Here is a 21,569-nt window from a genome sequence, read left to right as displayed (position 1 = left end):
CCATAGCTGAGCGGAGGCTCTGCCGTGACGGTTGTGTTTAACCTAAAGCCACATTAAGCTCACAAAGGGCATTTTTAACATTTGACCTCGGATTCGGGGTCGAAATACTATTGCATAGCCCTAAAAGTGTACCTAACTTTGCAGCCGGAAAAGATGCGAAGGCATCGGGCGTGCGGGATATGACCCGACATTACGCCGTAATTCCGACCGCCGTTATTGGCATACCATTCTCGTTGCACCCCGATAACACACCAGTTATACATACACCAATGAAGCGACGAGATAGGAAATCCACACATGCGGATTATGCGAATTTGGAGATACGAAGAAATTTTTGTATCTTTATGTAACGATTGGAGGCAACGCACCTCAGTCAAAGCACGTTCAACATTATTTACCGGGCTTGGAACGATGCTCTTTGACGATGCTGCGCCCGAAAGAGTTGCATGAACAACTTACATCTCAGGCCGGATGAAAGGCATCCGGGAACACTATGAAAATGTAGCCGTAGGTGGCGGCCGGAACCGCCAGCCCTCAACTATCGCCCTAAGGAAGCGATGCTCAACGGGCTTAAATTCCTCAGTAAGCGGCAACTGAGACACATGACATACCTGTTCTCTGTGCGCGTCGCATGCACAGTAGGATGACTGTTATCAACCGAGACACGCCGGATTTTTTGGATTTAGTGGCGGCGATGGTTCAAGGACTGATTACAGCCGGACTCAAAGTATCTGATGCAGAAATTAGAAAGGATAGCATAGGGAAACGGGTATAAACTACCGAAAACCAACGAAGAAAGTGTGCGCTATGCCCATAGCGGGCAGCACACACGGCGCATATCCCACTGTCGGGCGGATAGCCCCTGCTGTCGGCCTATATCATAGGCGTCAGCGGACAGGGACAACTGCGCCCATGCCGGACATGACTGTTCGGCAGCAACGACTGTCGGCTCCAGCGAGAAAGAAGCCGACGGCCACTCCTATGTCCTTTTCGGGACCGTCATCGTGCCTCTTTATCCGTCGCCGGAGGTGTGATGATGCCAGACAGTCAGGCGATACAATCTTTCAAATTCATTCCCCCCAGATGAAACTGAACCTTTTTGACCTTCTTCAGGCGTCGATGTCCGACCCTGACTCTCCCAATATTCTCCTCACCGTCCATCTTTCTGACCTCCATCAGCTTGTTGTGGACACAATCGAAGCCACACGTGAGCGCATCCTCCCGTTGTATATGGATGCCGAAAAGGAGCGGCCCCTCACAAGGAAGGAAGTCGCCGAGCAGCTCGGAGTGTGCGAGACCACCGTATTCAACATGGCACGTGCCGGCAAACTGCGCTCATTCAAGGTGAACGGCAGTACCCGTTACAGCCAGCGAGACGTCAACGCAATTATTAATGCCAAAGCCACGAAACAATGAGCAAGCCTCGATCACTTGACAATTCTACCAAAGAGGACGAGCCGTTTATTGACCGCCAGCCTGACCAATTGACCAATCAGTCGGCAGGGCAAGCGGAGCCGGAGGTGCCGACAGGGTCTGACAGCGTGATTGCACAGCAATCCTCAACGCAGAATATCAGCGTATTGCCCGTTGATGTCCTGCCTCCGAGATTGCAGGAAATCATAAACGAGGCAAATATCTGCCTCGGATTCCCGAAAGACTATCTCGCAGGGGCAATGCTGACGGCTATGGCCGCAGTTATCGGCAACACCCACACCGCCGAGATAATGCCCGGCTGGAAAGAATATGCCATTCTTTTCACAGCTCTTGTCGGAAGCCCCGGCACCAACAAGAGTCACCCGCTGAGTTTCGCCGTGCAACCGCTCATCGACTTCGATGCTGAACAGGCGGCGATATTCGGCGAGGCGATGAAACGTTACGAGGTGGCGATGGAACTCCCTCCGAAAGATAGAGCAGCCAAAGGCTACGACACAAATCCTGTCGAGCCGAAGCGAGTCCGCTTCACCATGCAGGATGTGACCCCGAAGGCCGTGCATCGCATCCTGTCGGAAAACCGCCGTAGCCTCGTGCTCGTTTCCGATGAGCTTGCCGGTTGGTTCAAGAACTTTAACCGCTACAACAACGGCTCGGAGTCCGAATTCTGGATGTCGGTGTTCAACCACAAGGCAGCCATGTCCGACCGAAAGAGCAGTCAGAGCGGCGTGTTCATCCGCAATCCGTTTCTCTGCGTCATCGGCACAATCCAGCCCAAGGTGCTGACCGAGCTTGCCGCCGGAAACCGCAACGCCAACGGCTTCATGGAGCGGATACTCTATGTATTCCCCTCCGTGCAGTCGAAAGTCAGATGGAACCGCGAGAGGAAATCTCCGTCATTCGACATCGCCGTAGCATGGAGTGAAATCCTGTCGAGACTTATCGGCATTGTCCCTGCCGTCGATTCCTGCGGAGAGATAATCCCGGAGGATGTGCCTTTCTCGCCGGAAGCCCTCGACCGCCTTTTCTCATGGCAGAACGAAGTGACCGACCGATGCAACGCCGAAGGAAGCGACACCCTTACCTCCATTGCGAGCAAGCTCGAAATATACGCAGTCAGGTTTTCTCTTTTGCTGGCACTCGCAGACCGGGCGTGTGGCGATGAGAAAAAGCTGATTGATGCCGACACCGTGGAGCGCGCCATACGCCTAACAGAGTATTTCCGCGTGACCGCCGCAAAGGTGCAGGGCATCGTAAGCGAAGACGCTTTGACGAAGTTGCAGCTTGCCGTACTATCGGAACTGCCCCGCACGTTCACCACAGCCGAGGGCGTGGCGATCGCCGCAAAATGCGGTATGTCGGAGCGCAGTTTCAAGCGGTTCATCAAAGACCGCAAAGGCGTTCTGTTCGTCCATTCCGCCCACGGAAACTACACTAAATTATAAACATTCCCCCTTGGCATTATTGTCACTTTGGCATTTCCTACGGAGATGCCGACGCACCCCGACTGTGCCAAAATGACGAAAATGCCAAGGGGTAAATTCTCAAACAGAAGTCCCGTGAAACATCCTTTTTTCATCGAAGAAACCATTGCAGTAAGTGCAGTGGTTACAGCGGTGCACCACTGCTATGGCAGTGCAGTACCATCCGTGCAGTGGCGGCACGGAAATTACGCCATCCGGAAATTCCTTAGCTCATTAGGGAATTTTTCGAGCCGCATGGTCTGCCACCACGCTAAAAATGTCCCTACTGAGCCAATGGGGTCACCCCCTTTGGAAACCCCGATACATCTTTACGAGAAGCCGTACACTCCGATTGTTCCACAAGCAAACGCCCCTTGCCTATGAGTTACGCTGTACTCCACATCATGAAGGCAAGCGGCTCGTGCAATGCCATCGCCCGACACATCGAGCGAACCACGCAGCCCGACAACGCTCACTCCGAACTGCGCCATCTCAACCGGGATGATTTCATCAAATATCCCGATGGCGTTGACGGTCTGGGCGAGGCTATCCAGCACCGTCTCGACAATGCCGGACTGACGCGCAAGATTGGCAAGAATCAGGTGCTCGCCCTCAATGTGCTGATGACATCTGACGGCGATGCGTTGCGCCGCCTTGCTGACGAAGGTCGTCTTGACGAGTGGGCACAGGCGAGTGTCGGCTGGGCAAAACAGACTTTCGGCGAGGACAACGTTGTCGCCGCCCATCTCCACATGGACGAGCAGACGCCGCATCTCCATGTCACGGTCGTGCCGATAGTCACCGCCGAGAGAAAGAAGAAAGCGAGCGAGGCGAAAGCCAAGAAACGCTACCGCACCAAATCCAAGGACGGCCCCCGGCTTAGCGCCAACGACATAATGACCCGCGACAACCTTACCCGGTTTCAGGATACCTACGCCGAAGCGATGGAACATTTCGGGTTGGAACGAGGCATCCGTGGCTCCGAGGCCCGCCACGTTGACCAGCACGAATACTATCGCCAATGTCAAATCAGGAAGAAAGATTTGGAGCAGGATGTGGCCGGACTCTCCGCCGAGAAAAAGCAGCTCGATACCGAAAACCGGTCTTTGGAGAAACGTAAAGCTGAACTTGAACGTGGCAACCGCTGGATTGAAAAAACAATCATCGAATCCAAAGCTGCAAATAAGCAACTGACCGAAGAAAACGCCCAACTTACCAAGGATAAGAAATTGCTTGTTGAGTATAATTCGACACTGAAAGAGACTGTCGTTGGAATGATTGAGGAATACAAAGGTCTTGAAACATCGAAAGAAAAACTCTCAAGGGAAGTATCGGCTCTTGAAGCGTCTAAAATGTCAGTCGCTTATGATTCCGATTATACCGAATATAAGGCTGACATTGAGAAATTCTTCCCGGATGTCCCCGACCTGCTTAATTGGGCGAGATACTGCAAACATATCGGGTTCCCCGACAGCTTCACCCAACAAATAGTTGCGCAACAGCCCGTGCAGTTCAGAGGAAAGCTATATTCGCCGGAGCATAGCCAAAGTTATTCAACCGAGCATTCCGAGGCAAAACTTGAACGAGATCCCAAAGAAAAGCATCGTTTCATGCTGAAGATAGATGGCGTGAGCGTATTTCAATGGTTCCGCAATAAAGCCAAAGAGTTCCTTGCCAAACTCGGTATCAGGCTCAATGAACCGAAACGGGAACCATCGTTGGGCCGCTAGAACAATCGCCACCGGGAGTATACTTTCTCTCGGTGGCAATCGTTTTGATTTTGTGTCTATTAAAAGGGCAAATCAATTGGAGAAGGATTGTTCTGATTGCTCGATTGAGGCAAATACCAACCAGATATTTGCAAATAGCAACGTTCGTCAGACCATGCGCCTTTCCCATCGAACCAGTTGGCTAAAGAGAGCCTAACAATCGTTCCAGCCGGGATACTTGCAACAGGAGGCAAGAACCCTACATATTTAATTTTAAGGCCTCTATAAATATAATAATCTTTCTCAAATGATACCACATGAGTTAGACTTTCGTCCGACACCCAAAACTGCGTACTGAAACCAGGAACTTTATCCCTTGTAACGTATATCTTCGATTGTAAGCAACCATCGAAAGTTCCATTCAAGTGTCCCTTATAAAGGCGATTGCCAAGATTATGCGTCCTTACATAATTCACTATCCCGGAAATGCCTACATTGCCCAATTTTTTTATTGGAGATGTCTGCTTGTCTTCCACATGAGGGGCCTCTCTAACGTTCCATGCTGTTTCAACAGTCATTTCCCAGCGATCGCCAATTTCATATGGAACATCAGCGGTTAAGTTGCCGCCGCGCTCGTTGTGCAAGCGAATCAACTCACCGTTTTGTTCATTTATGCCACCGACACAAACGCCGTTAGCCATTTTAGTTTTGGAAACGATAAGAACTGTTGCCATATCTTATAAGTTTATGATTTCACTATTTAGGATGGAGGCTAACTTTTGAGCCACTAAAGATCGATGACATGCAGACGCCTTTTCTTCTACACAGAAAAAGACAATATTCTTGGCCTCGCTGCTTATAAGCTCATTTGCTAATTTTTCAATATCAAACGGCTCTAATATATGCTTAAGATATTCAGATTTGAACACTGGGCCAAGAGTAGTTCTCTGTTTTTTAGATTCACCATTTGCTTTATCAGCATCTTTTTGCATTTGGCGAATCTCATTTGTTGGGGCAAGCTCCTTGATATATTTGTAATTAATACCGAGTCCTTGCAACTTTGCTTGCAGGTAATTGCTGTTCACATATTTATATTGAGAACCGCGAACACCTCGACGTTGACGAATATCGCAGAAGAGGTCTATATTATTATCTCGGAGTTTGTTAAAATATGACTCTTCAGTAGAATTATAAACTCCTATAGTAAAAATCTTAATCATAAGGGTTAAATGTTTCTTCTGTCGGTTCGGTTATATTTTTATATGATTTTCGAGACCTAAAATATGGAGGTTCACATTCTCCAAATAGATTACCGCCCGGTTCCCATAATCCTTTCGTCAGAGTCTTCATGATTTCTTCTTGACTAATTACTTTGTTAACCGCTACGATATGGTTCATAGAGATGTGGTATCCAAAATAAAGTTCCCTTCCTATAAGTTTACTACGGTGGCATTCCGAAGGATCAGATTCGCTACACATAATTGCCACTCGACAATTCTTAGAGTTTGCATCCACTAATCTATGCAATCCGGTTTTAAATGAAGGCTCCTCTGCCATCTTATGATAGTCAAAATAACCTTCCTCATCATAACATATGTCATTTGATGGGCGACCTCCGATGTAATCACCCATATAAATATATCTAATTCCTTCTTGTTGCAACCATCCGTCAATGATTCCATGATTAAATTGAGGAACCCATTTTGAGTATGGACTGGTTCTAACATCGACAAGGAAATGGATGTCAAAAGACCTAAGTTCTGAAAGGAACTCTTCTTGAGTCTTTTGACCATGACCTATCGAATATAGAGACGAAACTTCGTGCATTGTATCGAATTTTAATTTGTAAAATTAGCGATATTTATCTATATCACAAAACTCTAACGTATGTTATAGAGCATATATTGGACTAATTTTGAGAATTTTCTTCTTGTATGCTTCATAAAACGTTTATTTCACCTCTTCAGGCAGTGCGTTAAGTTGCTTATCAACCCGGTATCGGGGCTGATTGAAGGCGGCGCAGAGTAGCATGAAGAGGTCATGAAGTTCAAGCATTGAATAGTGTTCAACGGCACTACTGCCTACCTCATGGAGTCCGGTGGCATACATATTTACCTGCGCTTTGTTGGCGATGTCTATGTGGGTCTTGCGGCAGAGCTTGCTACTACCTACTGAATGCAGTGGCACACGGTTCATCGTGACTGTCGCCTCATCATACTGGTTAACCAGACGGTCAATCTTACAATACTCAAGGAGCTTCTTAATCTTGGCGTTGTATCCACTTTTGCCAGAGGCATATTTGAGAACGCCAAATTTGAAACCGGAGCGTTTGACGATGTCCAACGCAAACAGCATCAATGGCGTTTTCTTTTCCCGGCGGTCATTCTGCGTCTTCATTGTTTTCTTGGGGAGATATTGAACGTAGGGAATGCCGTCATCAGAAACTGCAACATTCGACATCGACAACTTCATAAAATCTCCGATACGACAACCGAGAGCGCACTGAAGAAGAAAGGCATCTTTGGTTTCCTTCAAATTGTCGGGCACATCCGTTGCCATTATCTGTTGAACTTCCTCATAGCGGAGGAAGAAAGGATCATCATATTGTTCTCTCAGAGCCTCGTTCCTTCGTTTCTTGGTGAGACGCCTAAACGGAGATTTTAGAATCTCGTCATTTTCCTCCAGCTCATTGAAGAAAGCCTGCAATGCCCGGAGTTTCGCCGATGCCGTGTTGATACTCGCTTGCTTGGTCGGTATGGAGATCTTTTGCAGGCTTCCATATATCGCCTTATGCTTATCGACATATTTATATTCGTTGATAACGAACTCTCGGAATGCCAGTATATCTTCCGGAGTGAATTGGTTCGGTGTATAATGCGATTTCTTGAAAATGATAAGGTAACGTGAGAGTTTATCCCATACAATCTTATAAATCTTGGCTCTGCCCTCACTGACGGTGCCGTATGTTTTCAGACCGTCAATGTAGCGGTCGAAACGTGCCAACAGTGTTTCGATTTCCTCCGGATTGACTATATTGTATTTCTCCGGATTGAGAAGCATATCTATTCTCGCCTCAAAGTCGGTGGCGTCGAATTCAGGACATTCCTCTTTCAGTTGCTTATAGGCTTCGTGCATCGCATCAATCTCGCGTGTAATAGCGAGACGCAATTCCTCGTTATAGAGGCTGACACGAGGTCTTAGTGAGCCATCCATATCGAACTTCTTCAGATCGGCGAGGTCTGCCTCAATACTGCTCTTGTGAAAGAGCTGGACTTCTCGGCCCTCCGTAAGCCGGAAGCGAAGTCTTATTTTACCGCTCGTCTTGGTCGTGCGGAGGTAGAGAGTTATTCTTTCCATAGGTGGTTGTGCATTTCAAAATATCGTTGTGCAAGTATAACGTTTTTGCACAACCAAAAGTGCGTTGAATTAAATTCCTATGGATTTATTAACATTCAAAATAGTTGTAATACGCTGATTTTCATTGACAATCATATTCAAATTCATTTATAGCCGTACATAATTCTAAATCCTTCAAAGATTTAGCAGCAGAGATAGGAAAATCAAATCGTTCCTTCATGGAGTAAATATCGTTCCCTCACGGAGAAAAAATCGTTCCATCATGGTGGAACGATTTTTTCTCCGTGAGGGAACGATTTAAAAGATACAACTTTAATTCTTACCGTTCCTTACCTACAATACGAACCATGCCAGGCAATCGGGTGAAGATTTCCTGCAAATGGCGGAATAGTTTAACTAAACAAAGCATTTTTTCCATTGAAAGCGAAGAATGATTACCTTTGCAGCCATGAAGGAACAAGATTCAAATAGTCCTATTATTCACCTCCAGCAGCAACAACTTTTGCTGCGCATGGAATACGAATACGAAAAAGAGGAATTCAAACGCCAAACCGAAAACATGGGGATTGCCCGGAAAGTGAGACGGGGACTTTGCTGGTATCCTGCCACTCCGGGACGAAGTTACTATAATTCACTGAATCAATTAGTAATAGAAATTACACACACAGAAAATACAGATATAGAACATAATTTTGAGTTCGGCCGTCCCATATGTTTTTTCCGCCAGTCTGCCGATGAGAAAATAACCTATATGAACTTCACCGCTACCGTAAGCTATGCCGACGAGACACGGATGGTAGTGATAATGCCCGGAGCCGGTGCCGTTATGGAAGTGCAGGAAGCAGACCACCTCGGCGTGCAACTTTATTTCGACGAAACATCCTATCGGACCATGTTCGAAGCCTTGGAAGATACGTTACGCTCCAAAGGCAGCCGCCTGGCCCAATTGCGGGACATATTGCTGGGAACCTCGAAAGCCGGTTTCCGAGAGCTCTATCCCGTACGGTTTCCCTGGCTGAACTCCACGCAGGAGACAGCTGTAAACAAAGTGCTGTGTGCCCGCGACGTGGCCATTGTGCACGGCCCTCCGGGAACCGGAAAAACCACCACCCTAGTAGAAGCCATCTACGAGACCCTGCACCGTGAACCGCAGGTACTGGTATGTGCCCAAAGCAATACTGCCGTCGACTGGATTTCGGAAAAACTGGTAGACCGCGGCGTCAATGTCCTGCGTATCGGCAATCCGACCCGCGTCAACGACAAGATGCTTTCCTTTACCTACGAGCGTCGTTTCGAGAATCATCCGCTTTATCCGGAACTGTGGAGCATCCGGAAAAACCTACGTGAACTGGGCAGCCGTGCCCGCCGCGGCAGTTATGACGAACGCGAAGGCGTGCGCAACCGTATGAGCCGCTTGCGCGACCGCGCCACCACATTGGAAATACAAATCAACGCAGAACTTTTTGACAAGGCACATGTCATTGCCTCCACACTGGTAAGCAGCAACCACCGATTGCTAGGCGGACGCCGTTTCGGTACTCTTTTCATTGATGAAGCGGCCCAGGCCTTAGAGGCCGCCTGCTGGATAGCTATCCGAAAGGCAGACCGCGTGGTGTTGGCGGGTGACCACTGCCAACTTCCGCCTACCATAAAATGCTACGAAGCCGCCCATGGAGGTCTGGAACGGACATTGATGGAGAAAGTGGTGTCCAACAAGCCTGCCGTTGTCTCTTTGCTGAAAATGCAATACCGCATGCACGAGGAGATTATGAAATTTCCTTCCCAATGGTTTTACAATGGCGAATTGGAAGCCGCTCCCGAAGTGCGTTACCGGGGCATCCTGGACTGGGATACGCCTATCCATTGGATTGACACCTCCGAAATGGATTTCAAAGAAGAATTCGTGGGAGAGACTTTCGGGCGCATCAATAAGGCAGAAGCAGACCTGCTCCTGTCAGAATTGAAAATCTACATCAACCGTATCGGTGGCAGCCGCATCCTGGAAGAAAAAATAGACTTCGGTATCATCTCCCCTTACAAGGCACAAGTGCAATATCTTCGCAACAAGATAAAGACAGACGGTTCACTCAAACCTTATCACAGCCTGCTCACCGTGAATACGGTGGACGGCTTTCAGGGACAAGAACGCGATGTTATCTTCGTCAGCCTTGTCCGCGCCAACGAAGAAGGGCAGATAGGATTCCTGAATGATTTAAGGAGAATGAACGTAGCCATCACCCGGGCACGCATGAAACTGGTGATATTGGGAGAGGCAGAGACACTGAAACATCACGGTTTTTACCGGAAACTGTTGGAGTTTATTCAAAACACAGGAAATCAATGATAAAGAAATCCCCCCTCCGGTATGAAACAACACCGAAGAGGGGATTTCACCTATTATATAAAGCTGATTAATTGTTTTCCGGACGAAGTTTGCGAACAGTAACAGCAGTCTGCCACATTTCACTTTCACGCAAGGCTTTCAATTCTGCATTCAGCTTCTCACGATAATCCGGCTTGGAATTGCTGTCGATAGAAATCTGAGCTTCGTTGCCCGACTTCACGCTTGCATACAATTTCTGTACAACCGGCTTGACGGCATCGTGGAACGGAGTCATCCAATCCAGCGCACCACGCTGTGCCGTAGTAGAACAGTTGGCATACATCCAGTCCATACCATTCTTGGCAAACAATGGCATCAAAGATTGAGTCAACTCTTCCACAGTTTCATTGAATGCTTCAGAAGGAGTATGACCGTTTTCGCGCAATACTTCATACTGGGCCAACAGTAATCCCTGAATAGCCCCCATCAAAGAACCGCGTTCACCGGTCAGGTCGGAAGTGGCCTCGCGGATGAAAGTTGTCTCGAACAAATATCCCGAGCCGATACCGATACCCAGTGCAATCGTCTTGTCAAAAGCCTGGCCCGTAGCATCCTGATAGACGGCATATGATGAGTTCAAGCCACGCCCCTCAAGGAACATGGTACGGAGTGAAGTACCGGAACCTTTGGGAGCAACCATAATAACATCAATATCTTTAGGAGGAACCACACCAGTGCGGTCGTTCCAGGTAATAGCAAAACCATGAGAGAAGTAAAGAGCCTTTCCGGGAGTCAAGTAAGGTTTGATAATCGGCCATACAGACATTACAGCTGCATCAGACAACAGACACATGACGATAGTACCCTTCTGGCAAGCCTCTTCGATGCCAAACAAAGTCTCACCCGGCACCCATCCGTCAGCCACAGCCTTTTCGTATGTCTTGCCCGGACGTTGTCCTACAATCACATTGAAACCATTATCACGCAAGTTGCAAGCCTGACCCGGACCTTGTACGCCATAACCGATTACTGCAATTGTTTCATCTTTCAAAATCTCACGTGCTTTTTCCAAAGGAAATTCTTCGCGGGTCATTACATTCTCAATAACACCGCCAAAATTCAATTGTGCCATTTTTTGTTTTAATTTTTATTTGTGGCTTACGCCAACGTTGATAAACTTATTTATTTCTCTGTAAATATCACTTTAGAACGACAAACCACTTCGCTGCCATTCTTTTTCACCTCCACATCATAAACACCCTCACCGGCATCATCCATAAACAAAGTCAACTCATCTCCATAATAGCTTTCGGCTACATATGCCATCTCAAAACGACGAATGCGCCTCTCCCTATACATCTCTATCGGAAACAAATCAAGGATGTGCTCGATGTAACGGATGCTGTTCACATGCCCGTTAATGTCAATATCACTGTATTTGGCCACCAAAGCAGCAGCCGGTTCTTTTGAGGCCACCTTTATCCGCGAAGGTTTTTCAATCGGGCAAGGCTCATCGCAAACATAATCTACAATGCTGCCACTATGAAGAGTCAACAAATCCGCCGGCTTACGGGTATTCATGCTAATCATCGCCCAAACGGAACGTGCGTATCCAATCTTCTTGCCCTCCTTATCAAGGATAGCGAAATTACGGTCTGTAAAAAGGCGATAGACATTCTCCACCCAAGTCTGAATGGAAAAATCTTCGTATTGATAAGGCATCTCATCCAGTTCGACCGCCAAGCGTGACAATACCCAAGTGTAATTGTCCTCGTTTAGAGTCGCGATGCCAAAACCGCGGTCGCTGGCATGGAAACCCGCACAATTCAACAAATGGTTACCCAATACTCCCATTGTCAGCCGTCCGGTAAAGTCGACATGAAACGGTTCGGCAACGAACTTGTAGGTACCTATCTTATTATTCCCGCTCATCATGACTCCTGTTGTTTACTTTGACGATATTTTGCTTCACGGTCTGCCAGATATTCATTGACACGCTCAAAGCAGCTGGTCGTAATGGCTACGCGACCCGAACGGACGAACTGAAGTACGCAATCCAACCGGCGCAACTCCTCATAAAGGTTGGTTATTTCCTCACTCATGCCATTCTTCTCTACAATAGCAAATACAGCATTCACCTCCACGATACGGGCATTGTACTTACGAATTACTTTGGACACCTCCGGTTTTTCTTCCAGCGTAGGGGTCGTTATCTTATAGAGGGCAATCTCGTGCTGATAGATTTCGTCATCCGTGAAATAATGAGCTTGCAACACATCTATTTTCTTGGTAATCTGCTTGGTCACCTTTTCAATGGTATCCTTGTCCGTCCAAGCAGTAATGGTATATTTATGCACCCCCTTGATGGAGGAGGCCGATACATTCAGACTCTCGATGTTTATCTGCCGACGAGTAAACACAGCCGTCACCTGATTCAGCAAACCGGCAAAGTTTTCCGAATGAACAATAATTGTATATAGTTTTTTATCCATAGATAGAGTAAATTCTTTAATTCCGCATGACTTCAGCATTCCAGCAACATCTGATTGACCGCCCCCCCCGGAGGCGTCATCGGCATCACATTCCCCTCTTCCTCCACACAAGCTTCGAGCAGAAACGGTCCGTCGGTTGCTATCATCTCGTCTATCGCCTTGGCCAGCTCCTCACGGGTCATTACCCTGCGTGCAGGAATATCATACGCCGAAGCAATCTTCATATAATCCGGATTCATCATCGGAGTAAACGAATAACGCCGATTGAAGAACATCGCCTGCCATTGACGAACGTTGCCCAAGAAGTTATTGTTCAACAGAATCATCTTTACCGGAGCCTTTTGTTCCATGATGGTGCCCATTTCCTGCAGGTTCATCTGCAAGCCGCCGTCTCCCATGAATACACATACCGTGCGGTCCGGACATCCAAAAGTGGCACCGATAGCAGCCGGAAGGCCGAAACCCATAGTACCCAGACCACCGGAAGTCACAATGCTACGATTCTTGCTGTATTTGAAATAGCGGGCAGACATCATCTGATTCTGACCGACATCGGTCACCAATACCGCCTCGTTATGGGTAGCCTCACTCACGGCACGCACCACCTCGCCCATGCTCAGTGCTTTTCCTACCGGATGTAACTCCGGACGGATTACTTTTTCCTCTTCCACTTCCTCGTATTGCCGGAAACTGTCAATCCATTCCTGATGGTTCGCGGATTCCAGCAATTGGGTAACGGCAGCCAGTGTTTCTTTGCAATCGCCCAGGACAGCAACGTCGGTCTTTACATTCTTATCTATTTCGGCAGGGTCAATATCGAAATGGATAATCTTCGCCTGCTTGGCATATGTCTCCAGTTTACCCGTCACACGGTCATCAAAGCGCATGCCTACGGCAATAAGGACATCACATTTATTGGTATTGATATTGGGTCCCAGGTTACCGTGCATACCGAGCATTCCTTTGTTCAAAGGATGGTCCGTAGGCAAGGCAGAAAGTCCCAATAAAGTGCATCCTGCAGGCATCCCGGCTTTCTCAATGAAAGCACGAAGCTCCTGCTGGGCCGCTCCCAGTTCCACACCTTGTCCTACCAGCACCAAAGGCCGTTCCGCACCATTTATCAACTCAGCTGCCTGCCGTATGGCTTCCGGATCCATTTCAGGAACGGGAAGATAGCTACGGACATAGTCCACCTTAGTAGGCGCATATTCTGTTTTCTCCACTTGGGCGTTTTTAGCAAAATCCAGCACGACCGGTCCCGGACGTCCGCTCTTTGCCACATAGAAAGCACGTGCCACTGCCCAGGCCACATCTTCTGCACGACGAATCTGGTAACTCCATTTCGTGATAGGCTGAGTAATGCCTACCAAGTCCACTTCCTGAAACGCATCCGTACCCAGGAAGTTCGTCCCTACCTGACCGGCAATGACAACAATAGGCGTACTGTCAATCATGGCATCTGCAATGCCCGTGATAGTATTGGTAGCACCCGGTCCACTGGTAACAAGACAAACGCCAACCTCGCCCGACACACGTGCAAAGCCTTGTGCCGCATGGGTTGCCCCTTGTTCATGGCGAACCAGGATATGGTTCAATTCCTTCCGGTGGTCGTATAAGGCATCGAATACCGGCATGATGCTCCCTCCCGGATAACCGAAAATGGTCTCTACTCCCTGATGCTTCAGAGAGCGCATCAATGCTTCTGCGCCTGTTATTAGAGCCTCACCCCGACCCTCTCCTTGGGAGAGGGAGGAAAAGTTACTCTTTTTATTATTATCAGCCATACTTTATCTATTCATTATATTTAAAAGCTCAATAGTAGCTTGAAAAATTTGTTTCATTCTCTCCTCCCCTCGCTTTCGGAAAGGGGGGCTTTTAATCAATCAGCCTCACAGCCCCTTTGTCAGCAGAGCTCACCATACTGGCATATGCTTTCAATGCTTTGGAAACTTCACGGTTACGAGTCACCGGAGCCATAGGACGTGCAGCAAGCTCTTCATCCGTCAACTTCACGTTGATAGAACGGTTCGGTATATCAATCTCGATAATATCCCCATCCTTAATCTTGCCGATATTACCACCGGCAGCCGCTTCGGGAGAAACATGTCCGATGCTCAGTCCTGAAGTACCGCCACTGAAACGCCCGTCGGTAATCAATGCACATTCCTTACCCAGATGGCGGGATTTGATATAAGAAGTAGGATAAAGCATCTCCTGCATACCCGGTCCGCCTTTCGGACCCTCGTGAGTGATGACGACGACATCTCCACTGACCACCTTTCCACCCAGAATACCGTCGCAAGCCGCATCTTGTGAGTCGAAAACCTTCGCCGGTCCCGTAAATTTCCAGATACTCTCGTCTACACCGGCAGTTTTGACAACGCAACCGTCCTGAGCTATATTTCCCTTCAAAACCGCCAGACCGCCATCCTTGCTGTATGCATGTTCCAAATCGCGGATACAACCGGTCGCACGGTCTGTATCGAGTTCCTGATAAGACGCATGTTGTGAACCAAGTACCAGATTGAACTTTCCGGCTGCCGCACTGGAGTATTTCTTGATTGCTTCTTTACATACATCAGGGCTGGTAATACTATACCGATTGATTGCCTCTGCCAACGTCATCCCATCCACACGGCGTACATTCGTATCTACCAGTCCGCCCTTGGCAAGCTCATCCATGATGGCAATGATGCCACCGGCACGGTTAACGTCCTGTACATGATACTTTTGGGTATTGGGGGCCACCTTGCATAAGCAGGGAGTCTTGCGGGAGAGCATGTCAATGTCGTCCATCTTAAAATCTGTTCCGGCTTCGTGAGCCACAGCCAGCAAATGAAGTACCGTATTAGTAGACCCCCCCATAGCAATATCCAGGGTCATGGCATTCAAAAATGCCTCGCGGGTAGCAATACTGCGCGGGAGTACGCTCTCATCCCCCTCTTCATAATATCTAAAGGCATTCTCTACAATCAACTTGGCTGCATCCTCAAACAGTTTCTTGCGATTTTCGTGAGTGGCTACAATCGTGCCGTTACCGGGCAGTGCCAATCCAATCGCTTCATTCAGGCAGTTCATGGAATTAGCGGTAAACATACCTGAGCAGCATCCGCAAGTGGGGCAGGCATGTTGCTCAATCTGTACCACCTCTTTATCGCCCACACTTTCATCAGCAGATTTTATCATGGCATCAATCAAATCCAAATGTTGTCCGTTCCATTCCCCGGCTTCCATCGGACCGCCTGAAACAAATACAGTCGGTATATTCAGCCTCATAGCCGCCATCAGCATCCCCGGAGTAATCTTGTCACAGTTACTGATGCAAACCATAGCATCTGCCTTATGGGCATTTACCATATACTCCACACTATCGGCAATAATATCCCTTGAAGGCAGGGAATAAAGCATACCGTCGTGCCCCATAGCGATACCGTCGTCAATGGCAATCGTATTGAACTCCGCAGCAAAACATCCCAGCTTTTCAATCTCCCCCTTTACAAGCTGGCCTATTTCGTGCAGGTGCACATGCCCGGGGACGAATTGTGTAAACGAATTGACTATAGCGATAATGGGCTTACCCATCTGTTCTTTCTTCATACCATTGGCCGTCCACAATGCACGAGCTCCCGCCATGCGGCGACCTTGTGTGCTGAACGAGCTGCGTAACTGATGCTTCATCTTCAAATCTCCTTTTAATGAAAAAGCCTCTCCCACCATAGTGAGAAAGGCTTAATAAATTATCTTCTAACGTACAAATACATACATAACCTTTCTCACGCTCTTGATGCCACCACCACGACGCGAATAATATGCAGGACTGCCAGGTTAATAGATGTATGCAAATTCATAACTTAATTCTTCTTTTTTGATTCAAACGTGCTGCAAAGGTAAGGGCTTTTTTATAATATCCAAACAAATTAAAGAAAAAAATGAGATAAACATAAACAATCGTAAGGAAAATAGCCTTCAATCGTAAATATCGAAACCAAACATATACATAATACAACAAAGCCAAGGAGAACTTATCAACCTATTACCTCACGGCATCGACTGACAACTCCTTGGCTTATTTACTTGCTACAAAATTAAACTTTATATATTAATCGGGTTAGAAAGAATTGATTATTCAGCCCATTCTTTGGCTCCTTGCTCCCTCAGTTTGGCGGTGAAAGCTGCAGTCTTTTCTTCTGCCGCCTTCTCATCTTCAGGAATTGTATAAACAACATGTCCATAGAAAACATTCCCAGTTCGGCAAGGCTACACCGTTCAGCCAAATCATACAAATAAAAAATAATTCATCATACAATTTCATTCAAAGACTTACCAACTCCCATGCTCTTTTTTGTGTTCAAAGAAGTCCGCTTCGCGGTTACATTCCCCGCGATACTCCCATTCCATCTCATCCACATATTCTCTACCTTGCCAAGTGACAACAGCCCGCAACACATTCTTGCCGTCGTTCAGCAACACCTTGTCAAAGACATAATGCACATCAGTATATCCTTTCCGAATACCCGATAATTCCCGGTCATTGAGATATACCTTGGGAGTGCCGATATTGGAATACACAGTAACGGAAGTTTCTTTTCTCTCACGCAGCACATTCCGGCGTTGCGTCATGTAAAGCACCGGTTCCTTGCTCCAATTGGCCTTATACCAAAAATAAGAATCTTTTTTAATTTTACGGTCGAAAGTCATCATCCCCTTCATGTTGCGCGCATCTACACTGCCTCTTTTCGAAGTAGGAACCGCAAAGTCGAACATATTCCACAAATAGGAAGCGGTGATATAGGGATGCTTCGCAATAATGCTCCATTGATATTCATGGGTCTTGGTCTGGAACGTTTCCGGATAGAAAGGGCTTGTCCAGTTCAGGGCATCACCCAAGATTTCCGTCTGGTGGGCGATATTGGCATCCGCGCCATACTCCGTCAACATCAGGCGTTGCCAAGGATACTCTTTTTCCATCTTCTCTATCCAAGGTTTTATATCCTGTATTTTCCTTTCGTACCAGCCGAAATAACGATTCATGCCTTGTATATCCGCATTTTGATTGACCGGATGACCGACGTTACCATAACCGTTCACCGATACGGTATAACGATCAGGGTCTTCCAGCTTGCAAAGGTCGTGGACGGATTGCGTAAGAGCCGCCGTATAACCATGTGGATGATAGACTTCATTATGAATGCCCCACACATAAATGGAAGGGTGATTGAAACTCTGGCGTACCAGTTCACGCATCTGCTGATGCGCATTGTCCCACTCTTGTCCGGTCACCCGGTTGACAAAAGGAATCTCCGCCCAAATAACCAGTCCCAACGTATCACAACGTGAATAAATATAATCAGACTGCTGATAGTGCGCAAAACGGACGGTAGTCGCTCCGATATCCATAATCTGTGCCAAATCAAAATCATGCTCTTTGTTGGTCAAGGCACTGCCCAGTCCCCACCAATCCTGATGACGGGTCACACCGTACATGGGATATTTCTTTCCATTCAAGAAAAATCCCTTGCCTGCCACCACCTCATACTTACGAAGTCCCAACGGCTGGACAACCTCGTCCAGCACACGTCCGTTCTGCAAAAGGCGTGAAACGACCTTATAGAGATAAGGATCTTCACGTCCCTGCCACAAATGAGGATTGCTCAACTTAAATTGTGAGGAATAACTTTGCACTCCCTGTGGAGTCAGTTCAAAAGCCTGATTATGCTTTCTCACCAACTTGCCGCTTCCATCGTAAATGACGTTCTCCAAAACCAACGGTACGGGAGCCAGCGTTGCGTTATCCACCTTCACTTTTACATTCACTTCGGCAGACTGTTTCGATACATTCTTCTGGGTGATATATACACCGGACGAAGCACAGTCATTGACAACAATGCCGCAAGGTTCCGTTATCACCAGCCATACAGGACGGTAAATCCCTCCGTAAACACCAAACAGAACATGATTGACAGGAATAACATCAGGACGTGCCGTATTATCGGCTTTTACTATAATTTCATTCTCCTCGCCGAACTTAACCTGCGAGCCAATCTCACATACAAAGGCGGAATAAGCCCCCTTGTGCGTTCCTGTCAAGTAGCCGTTGACGTAGACTTCCGCACATGAACCCACTCCCTCGAAACGAAGGAAGAGACGCTTGCCCTTCATGCTTTCGGGAAAGATGCACTTTTTCCGGTAATACCCCACTCCTTCATAAAAGGCGGATACCTTCTTCTGCATGTCGTCTGCATTCCAAGTATGAGGAAGGGTCACTTCCTGCCAGCCGGCATTCCACTTCACGGCAGCCTGCATGGCTTCTTTGGAGAACGGGCCTTTCTTAAATTCCCAACCGTCATTGAATAGCGTCACTTCACGGGCACTCATTTTGCAGAAGCTGCCGACCAAGAATATAAAGATATAAACAATAGATAAACGTTTCTTCATCATTTCAATCATCACCGATTTATTTCTCCGACATTTTATAAATCTGGCATCCCGACAACAAGAATGCTCCTACTCCATATACTTCGGTCATGTCCCTCGTCACTTTGCGCGGGTCGGCACCGATAGGCTGCACATAGCCCAGTTTACCATCCGGATCCACAGCATCAACCAATGCTTTCCATCCCTTCTTGATGACAGGCATGAATGCCTTCTTATCAAGCAGACCTTCATTCACACCATAGGCAAGAGCGTAAACAATGAAGCCCGTGGCGCTTGTTTCCGGAGAAGGATAAGATGAAGGGTCAAGCAAACTGGCGTGCCAATAACCATCCGGACTCTGCAAACCAGCCACACGAGTGGCCAATTCTACAAACAGTTCCTGATAGAAAGCTCGCGAAGACTCCTCTCTGGGAAGTGCCTGCAAAATCTCGGCCAGTCCTCCCAATACCCAACCGTTTCCACGTCCCCAAAACACTTTCTTGCCATTGGCTTCGCGTTTATCAAAATACCGACGGTCGCGGTAAAACAATCGTTCCTCCTTGTCATATAAATGGTCGTAGGTGGCCTTGTACTCCTTGTTCAAGAAATCCAGATAACGCTTGTCCTTGGTCAACGCATACAGTTTGGCATATACGGGGGGAGCCATAAACAATGCATCACACCAAGACCAACGATCCAGAGTTTCCAGTTTACCGTAATCCAGTGCCAGCGCTACTTCAGCCGGATTTTCCACTACCCAGTTGGCACGAGCCATTACGGGAGCAATCATCTTCTTATTGCCATATTTAGAATAAAGGTCGATAAAAGGCTGTCCTACGGCAATAAAGTCAGCATGATACATCCACTTCCCTACCTGGAAATGATTACGCTTTCCAATGCGGAGCAACCATTGGAAATAAGAGTCGTCAGCATCTTCCTTCTCTGTCAGTTCGGCCCAGTCCACCATGCCCATATACAAAGCTGCATGCGTCCAGTCCAAGTCGTCATGTTCCGCCCCTTTATTAGGATTGGCTATCTGCCAGTCGGCCACACGCTTCATTACGGATTTCACGGCAACCTTGTCAAAAACTCTCCAAGCATCCGCCTCTACTGCATACAGCAAGAAGAGAGATATTAAAAGAAACAACTTCCTCATCATAGAAAATATAAAAATTAAAAGTTAGAAATCATGTCTGCAAGCAACAAATCACGTCAACGCTTCGCGATACTTATCGGCAGCATTGGTGTTATCTTCTATTTGCAATTTGATGACAAAAGGGGCACCGGGATCTTTTGCAAGCATATCCACATTATATTCATTGCGAGCGGTTTCTTTCACACCAACTTCCTTGCCATTCAATACCACAGCTTTCGTTATCTTAACATCTTTCGGTGTTTTCACCACCAGATGCCTTGAATAGGGAGAATTGAAAACAACCATATATACTTCTTTGCCTTTACGGGTATAATACCCCCAAGCCTGCTTGTCCCAGCCCGCATAGTCGCAGCCATAGATGCACTCACCGTTGACGCTCATCCAGCGTCCGACGGCATCGGCCAGTTCTTTCTCCTCCGAACGAAAATCACCATCGGGTTGAGGACCGAAATTCACAACCATATTTCCACCCATGGAAACAGCATGTACAATGCGCTCGAGCACCTCCAAAGGAGTCTTGACATAACTCAAGGACCAGTCTTTGTGATATCCCCACTGATTCTCGGGCACCGTCATACATGCCTCCCAATCCCAGCGGGTCACCTTCAGGTCCTTCACCGGATCGGGCAAGCGACGCTCATAAGCAGACTCATAATCTCCCATCAGGTGTCCGTTACTGTCGAAATGGCGTTTGCCATAGTCATCGGCACGCAGACGGCTGTTGACCGTCACGCCCGGCAACATTTCTTTCAGCATCTGTTCTACATGAGCCGTCCACCAGCCGTTCTTCTTGATGCTGGCATCCCATGTACCGTCAAACCAGAAATCCTTCACCGTAGGATAACGAGTGGCAAGTTCTTTCAGCTGATTGTCCGTGAATTCCAGAAAGCGGGCAAAAGCAATCTCATCTTCTTCCGACTTGATGTCATACCGATAATCCGGATGACTCCAGTCCAATACCGAGAAATAGAAATGCACATCAATGCCTTCGTCATTGTAGGCTTACCCGTTGGTTGAATTAAAATTCTAAATATTTACAAATGAAAAAGTTGCACAATTTGCGGATTATTATTAAATTAGTGGTAACCACACCGTTAACTACTATTGCACTGCTTATGCGCAACTTCATAGCAAATTTCGTCAGAATCCTCGGAATCTGCAAGGATTTTGCCGGAAATCGAGTTAATGAACATGGAAACGTACCCAGGTGCGGTGTTGTTCCCA

The 21,569-nt window shown here is 47.5% G+C and carries 15 protein-coding genes and 3 pseudogenes; 5 read left to right on the top strand and 13 right to left on the bottom strand.

The annotated features are described in order from the left end of the window. The first annotated feature begins 807 nt into the window (after nucleotides 1-807). The 3 genes from HU824_RS12660 to mobV all read left to right on the top strand — a co-directional run bounded on the left by HU824_RS12660 (nucleotide 808) and on the right by mobV (nucleotide 4,624). Nucleotides 808-1,416: a helix-turn-helix domain-containing protein gene (locus tag HU824_RS12660; RefSeq protein ID WP_255260516.1), complete on the top strand. Its 609-nt coding sequence runs from the start codon at nucleotides 808-810 to the stop codon at nucleotides 1,414-1,416. Then, nucleotides 1,413-2,876 (top strand): YfjI family protein, encoded by a 1,464-nt coding sequence (locus HU824_RS12655; RefSeq protein WP_176469024.1) that lies wholly within the window; start codon nucleotides 1,413-1,415, stop codon nucleotides 2,874-2,876. Before HU824_RS12660 ends, HU824_RS12655 begins: the two co-directional genes overlap by 4 nt. A 398-nt stretch (nucleotides 2,877-3,274) precedes the next feature. Further along, the gene (gene mobV, locus HU824_RS12650) at nucleotides 3,275-4,624 is read left to right on the top strand and encodes a MobV family relaxase (RefSeq protein WP_176469023.1); all 1,350 of its coding nucleotides are present in this window, start codon (nucleotides 3,275-3,277) and stop codon (nucleotides 4,622-4,624) included. 59 nt (nucleotides 4,625-4,683) lie between these two features. Here the strand turns inward: mobV and HU824_RS12645 are convergent, their stop codons facing one another. The 4 genes from HU824_RS12645 to HU824_RS12630 form a co-directional block, all read right to left on the bottom strand. Continuing rightward, nucleotides 4,684-5,337, bottom strand: a complete 654-nt coding sequence (locus tag HU824_RS12645; protein WP_176469022.1) for a hypothetical protein — start codon at nucleotides 5,335-5,337, stop codon at nucleotides 4,684-4,686. Between the two features lie 3 nt (nucleotides 5,338-5,340). Then, nucleotides 5,341-5,823, bottom strand: a complete 483-nt coding sequence (locus HU824_RS12640; protein ID WP_136009824.1) for a DUF488 domain-containing protein — start codon at nucleotides 5,821-5,823, stop codon at nucleotides 5,341-5,343. Then, a complete protein-coding gene (locus HU824_RS12635; RefSeq protein WP_136009825.1) occupies nucleotides 5,816-6,430 on the bottom strand; it encodes a DUF488 family protein in 615 nt (204 codons plus the stop codon). Before HU824_RS12635 ends, HU824_RS12640 begins: the two co-directional genes overlap by 8 nt. Nucleotides 6,431-6,553: 123 nt before the next feature. Further along, on the bottom strand, nucleotides 6,554-7,960 hold the full coding sequence (locus HU824_RS12630; RefSeq protein WP_136009826.1) for a hypothetical protein: 1,407 nt from the start codon (nucleotides 7,958-7,960) through the stop codon (nucleotides 6,554-6,556). 448 nt (nucleotides 7,961-8,408) lie between these two features. Here HU824_RS12630 and HU824_RS12625 point away from each other — a divergent pair, with 448 nt between their 5' ends. After that, complete coding sequence (locus HU824_RS12625; RefSeq protein WP_176469043.1) at nucleotides 8,409-10,304, top strand: AAA domain-containing protein; 1,896 nt, start codon at nucleotides 8,409-8,411, stop codon at nucleotides 10,302-10,304. Between the two features lie 67 nt (nucleotides 10,305-10,371). Here the strand turns inward: HU824_RS12625 and ilvC are convergent, their stop codons facing one another. The 9 genes and pseudogenes from ilvC to HU824_RS12585 form a co-directional block, all read right to left on the bottom strand. Next, a complete protein-coding gene (gene ilvC, locus HU824_RS12620) occupies nucleotides 10,372-11,415 on the bottom strand; it encodes a ketol-acid reductoisomerase (protein ID WP_136009827.1) in 1,044 nt (347 codons plus the stop codon). A gap of 50 nt (nucleotides 11,416-11,465) precedes the next feature. Continuing rightward, nucleotides 11,466-12,215, bottom strand: a complete 750-nt coding sequence (locus HU824_RS12615; RefSeq protein ID WP_176469042.1) for an acyl-[acyl-carrier-protein] thioesterase — start codon at nucleotides 12,213-12,215, stop codon at nucleotides 11,466-11,468. Further along, complete coding sequence (ilvN, locus tag HU824_RS12610; protein WP_176469021.1) at nucleotides 12,215-12,775, bottom strand: acetolactate synthase small subunit; 561 nt, start codon at nucleotides 12,773-12,775, stop codon at nucleotides 12,215-12,217. Before ilvN ends, HU824_RS12615 begins: the two co-directional genes overlap by 1 nt. Before the next feature lie 32 nt (nucleotides 12,776-12,807). After that, nucleotides 12,808-14,559, bottom strand: a complete 1,752-nt coding sequence (ilvB, locus tag HU824_RS12605; protein ID WP_176469020.1) for a biosynthetic-type acetolactate synthase large subunit — start codon at nucleotides 14,557-14,559, stop codon at nucleotides 12,808-12,810. Between the two features lie 91 nt (nucleotides 14,560-14,650). Beyond that, nucleotides 14,651-16,453 carry a dihydroxy-acid dehydratase gene (ilvD, locus tag HU824_RS12600; RefSeq protein ID WP_176469019.1) on the bottom strand — a complete coding sequence of 601 codons (1,803 nt, stop codon included), beginning with the start codon at nucleotides 16,451-16,453 and terminating at the stop codon, nucleotides 14,651-14,653. Between the two features lie 444 nt (nucleotides 16,454-16,897). After that, nucleotides 16,898-17,058 (bottom strand): annotated as a pseudogene (locus tag HU824_RS19800) (glycosyl hydrolase); the annotation flags it as partial. 37 nt (nucleotides 17,059-17,095) lie between these two features. Further along, on the bottom strand, nucleotides 17,096-19,210 hold the full coding sequence (locus HU824_RS12595) for a glycoside hydrolase family 2 protein (protein WP_176469041.1): 2,115 nt from the start codon (nucleotides 19,208-19,210) through the stop codon (nucleotides 17,096-17,098). Between the two features lie 19 nt (nucleotides 19,211-19,229). Beyond that, on the bottom strand, nucleotides 19,230-20,345 hold the full coding sequence (locus tag HU824_RS12590; RefSeq protein ID WP_176469040.1) for a glycoside hydrolase family 105 protein: 1,116 nt from the start codon (nucleotides 20,343-20,345) through the stop codon (nucleotides 19,230-19,232). Nucleotides 20,346-20,396: 51 nt separating this feature from the next. Continuing rightward, nucleotides 20,397-21,347 (bottom strand): annotated as a pseudogene (locus HU824_RS12585) (alpha-L-fucosidase); the annotation flags it as partial. Between the two features lie 113 nt (nucleotides 21,348-21,460). Here HU824_RS12585 and HU824_RS19795 point away from each other — a divergent pair. Continuing rightward, nucleotides 21,461-21,569, top strand: a pseudogene (locus tag HU824_RS19795) (IS982 family transposase); the annotation flags it as partial.

The organism is Bacteroides sp. L10-4, from assembly GCF_013373675.1.
Classification (GTDB): domain Bacteria; phylum Bacteroidota; class Bacteroidia; order Bacteroidales; family Bacteroidaceae; genus Bacteroides; species Bacteroides muris.
This window is presented reverse-complemented; position numbering and strand designations above follow the sequence as displayed.